This window comes from Micromonospora sp. NPDC048835 (genome assembly GCF_040649995.1).
In the GTDB taxonomy this organism is placed as follows: domain Bacteria; phylum Actinomycetota; class Actinomycetes; order Mycobacteriales; family Micromonosporaceae; genus Micromonospora.
The window spans coordinates 1-3,098 of the sequence record NZ_JBEZGM010000013.1 but is presented as its reverse complement, the minus strand read 5'-3'; the positions used below and the strand labels follow the sequence as shown (position 1 = coordinate 3,098).

Here is a 3,098-nt window from a genome sequence, read left to right as displayed (position 1 = left end):
GGGGGGGTCCCCCTGGGGGGCCCGGGGGGGGGGGGGGGGGGGGGGGGGCCCACCCCCCCCCCCCCGCCCACCGGTGACGCCTGGGTCAGCGCATCTTCTGCTGCGCGTCGGTCAGCTTCGCCTTCACCGAGGCCTCGGTGACCGGCTTGCCGCTTGCCGCGTCCGCGAACAGCTCCTTCATCGCGGTGCCGACCAGGGTCTCGAACGTGCTCTCCTCGGGCACCTGCGGCAGCGGGGCCGCGGTGGTGACCAGGGTCTCCTGGATGGTCTTCTGCTCCGGGGCGGTGAACGCCGGGTCGGCGCCCGCGGTCTTCACCGCCGGCAGCGAGCCGTACGTCTTGTTGAGGATCGTCTGCTCCTCGTCGCTGGTCATGAACTTGACGAAGTTCAGCGCGCCGTCCTTGTTCTTGGTGTGCTTGAACACCGCCATGTTGATGCCGGCGACCATGCTGTTGACCTTCTTGCCGCCGGCCGGCGGGCTGGCCAGGAACGGCACCGGGGCCACCCCGTACGCGTCGGCGGGCATGTTCTGCGTCTTCAGGTTCGAGCCGGCGGACTGCCACAGCAGCATGGCGGCCTTGCCGTTGGCGAAGTCGGAGACCGACTGGTTCTGCGCGTACTCGGCGTTGCTCGGGTTGGTGATCTTGTCGGCGGCCATGAAGTCGACGTACCGCTTGATCGCCGACACGTTCTGCGGGGTGTCGAAGGTCGGCTTGCCGGCCGAGTCGAACCACTCACCGCCGTACTGCTGGCTGAAGGTGAAGGCGTGGTGCGCGTTCTCCGACGGGTTGGCGCCCTCGATCGCCAGGCCCCACTTGCCGCCGGTGCTCAGCTTCTTGCCGTACTCGACGACCTGCTCCCAGGTCGTCGGCGGCGCGGTGATGCCCGCGTCGGCGAACATCTTCTTGTTGTAGTAGAGGCTGTACGCCATGGAGTAGAGCGGCACGGCCGCCGGCGGCTTGCCGGGGGCCCCGGCGGCGGCGAGCGCGGCCGGCACGATCCGGTCCTTGCCGCCGACGGCCGTCAGGGCGGCGTCGTCGAACTCGACGAGCGCGCCGGTGGCCTGCAACGACGCCGACCAGGTGTTGCCGATGTTGACCACGTCCGGGCCCTTGCCGGAGGTGGCGGCGGCAAGCAGGCGGTTGAGCAGGTCCGACCAGGGGACCACCTCGACGGTGACCTTGATCCCGGTCTGCTTCTCGAACTTGTCCAGCTCCGGCTGGAGGATGGTCTTGTCGGCCTCCAGGCTGGCGCCCTGGTTGCTGGCCCAGTAGGTCAGCGTCTTGGGCGACGATGCGGAGTCGTCGCCGGAGCCGCCGCAGGCGGTCAGCGATGCGGCCGCCAGTACGGCGGCGGTGAATATCCCGAGGTGTCGTCTCGACACGGGTCAGCCCTTCCGGTGCGTGGTGGGGGTCCGCCGGCCTTCGTCACCGATAGGGGTCGGGTGACGGGGGCCGGCTGCGGACAGGGTTCGGGGGTGCGCCGTCGGGGTCCGTCGGCGTTTCCCGGGAGTTACATCACGGCTTAATTTATGTCGTCATTAAAGTTGCTGGCCGGTGGGTCGTCAAGCACGAGGCGGTTACAGTCGCCTCGAACGGCCGACGGGAACGAGGTGACGAGTGGAGCTGGCGCGTGCCACCAACCGCAGCGTGCGGCTGCGCAACAGGTCCGCCCTGCTGACCAAGCTCTTCCTGGACGGCCCGCTCACCCGGCAGGACCTGGTGCGCAGCACCGGGCTGAGTCAACCCGCGGTCAGCAACGTGGTGGCCGACCTGATCGACGAGGGGCTGGTCGCCGAGGCCGGCGCCGCCGAGTCCGACGGCGGCCGGCCCAGCATGCTGCTGCGCATCGCGCCCCGTTACGCCTTCGTGGTCGGCGTGGACGTCGGCGAGACCCGGGTCCGGGTCGAGCTGTTCGACTTCGCGATGACCCTGCTGGCAAGCGTCGAGTACCCGCTCGACCCGGCCCGCACCGAGCCCGACCTGGTGGCCGGGCGCGTGCTGGCCGGCATCGACGCGGTCACCGCCCAGGCCGGGGTGGCCGCCGCCGACGTACTCGGCGTCGGCATCGGCGTCTCCGGTGTGGTCGAGCAGGGCACCGAGGCCGTCGTGCACGCCCAGGCCCTCGGCTGGGACCGGGTGCCGCTGGAACGCCTGATCGGCGCCGGCACCGACCTGCCCCTGCACATCGACAACGGCGCCAAGACCCTCGGTCAGGCCGAGATGTGGTTCGGCGCCGGCCGAGGCGCCCGGCACGCCGTCTTCGCGCTCGTTGGCTCCGGGGTCGGCGCGTCGGTGGTCACCAACGGGGCCACCTACCGGGGCGCGTCAAGCAGCGCGGGGGAGTGGGGGCACACCACCCTGGTGTACGGCGGCCGCGCCTGCCGGTGCGGCGCGCGCGGCTGCCTGGAGGCCTACGTCGGAGCCGAGGCGATCATCGACCGCTACCGGGAGGCCCGCCGGGGTCGACCGGTACCCGGCGACGACGAGGAGTCCCAGATCGCCGCGCTGGTCGCCGCCGCCGACACCTCGGCCACCGCCCGACGGGTCCTCGACGACACCGCCGGCTACCTCGGCGCCGGGGTGGCCAACCTGATCAACCTGTTCAACCCCGAGCGGGTCGTACTTGGCGGCTGGGCGGCGATGGCGCTGGGCGACCTGCTCCCGGCCGTCCGCGAGGCCGCCGGCCGGCAGGCGCTGCGCCAGCCCTACGGGCAGGCGTCGATCGAACTGTGCCGACTCGGGGTCGACGCGGTGGCGCTGGGCGCGGCCACCCTCCCGATCGCCCGCTTCCTCACCGAGGGCGGCGTCCGCCGAACCTGACCGGACGCCTCCCCGCCCGTGCCCTCCCCGCCCGTGCCCTCCCCGCCCGTGCCCTCCCCGCCCGTGCCCTCCGTGCCGTCCGCGCCCCCGCCGTCCGCGCTGCGCCCCGTCGCCCTCCCCGACCGCCGGTCCCTGCCCGCAAGATCCGCGCGACATCCCCGATGTTGCTGCCTCGGGGCGGCTTGGGTTCAAGTGGTTGTTGCAACGGGGTGGATTCTCGTCAGGATGAGGAGTCATGCCGGGGCAGAGGTTGTCGTCCGCGGAGCGGGCGCAGAT

General features: G+C 72.0%; 2 protein-coding genes. One reads left to right on the top strand and one right to left on the bottom strand.

The genetic code is table 11. The annotated features are described in order from the left end of the window. Nucleotides 1-85: 85 nt before the first annotated feature. Complete coding sequence (locus AB0C15_RS17275) at nt 86-1,384, bottom strand: sugar ABC transporter substrate-binding protein (RefSeq protein ID WP_357352938.1); 1,299 nt, start codon at nt 1,382-1,384, stop codon at nt 86-88. A 235-nt stretch (nt 1,385-1,619) separates the two neighbouring features. Between AB0C15_RS17275 and AB0C15_RS17270 the strand changes: the two genes are divergently transcribed. Then, entirely contained in the window at nt 1,620-2,822 is a 1,203-nt protein-coding gene (locus tag AB0C15_RS17270; RefSeq protein WP_357352936.1) for an ROK family transcriptional regulator, read from the top strand. Nucleotides 2,823-3,098: the final 276 nt, after the last annotated feature.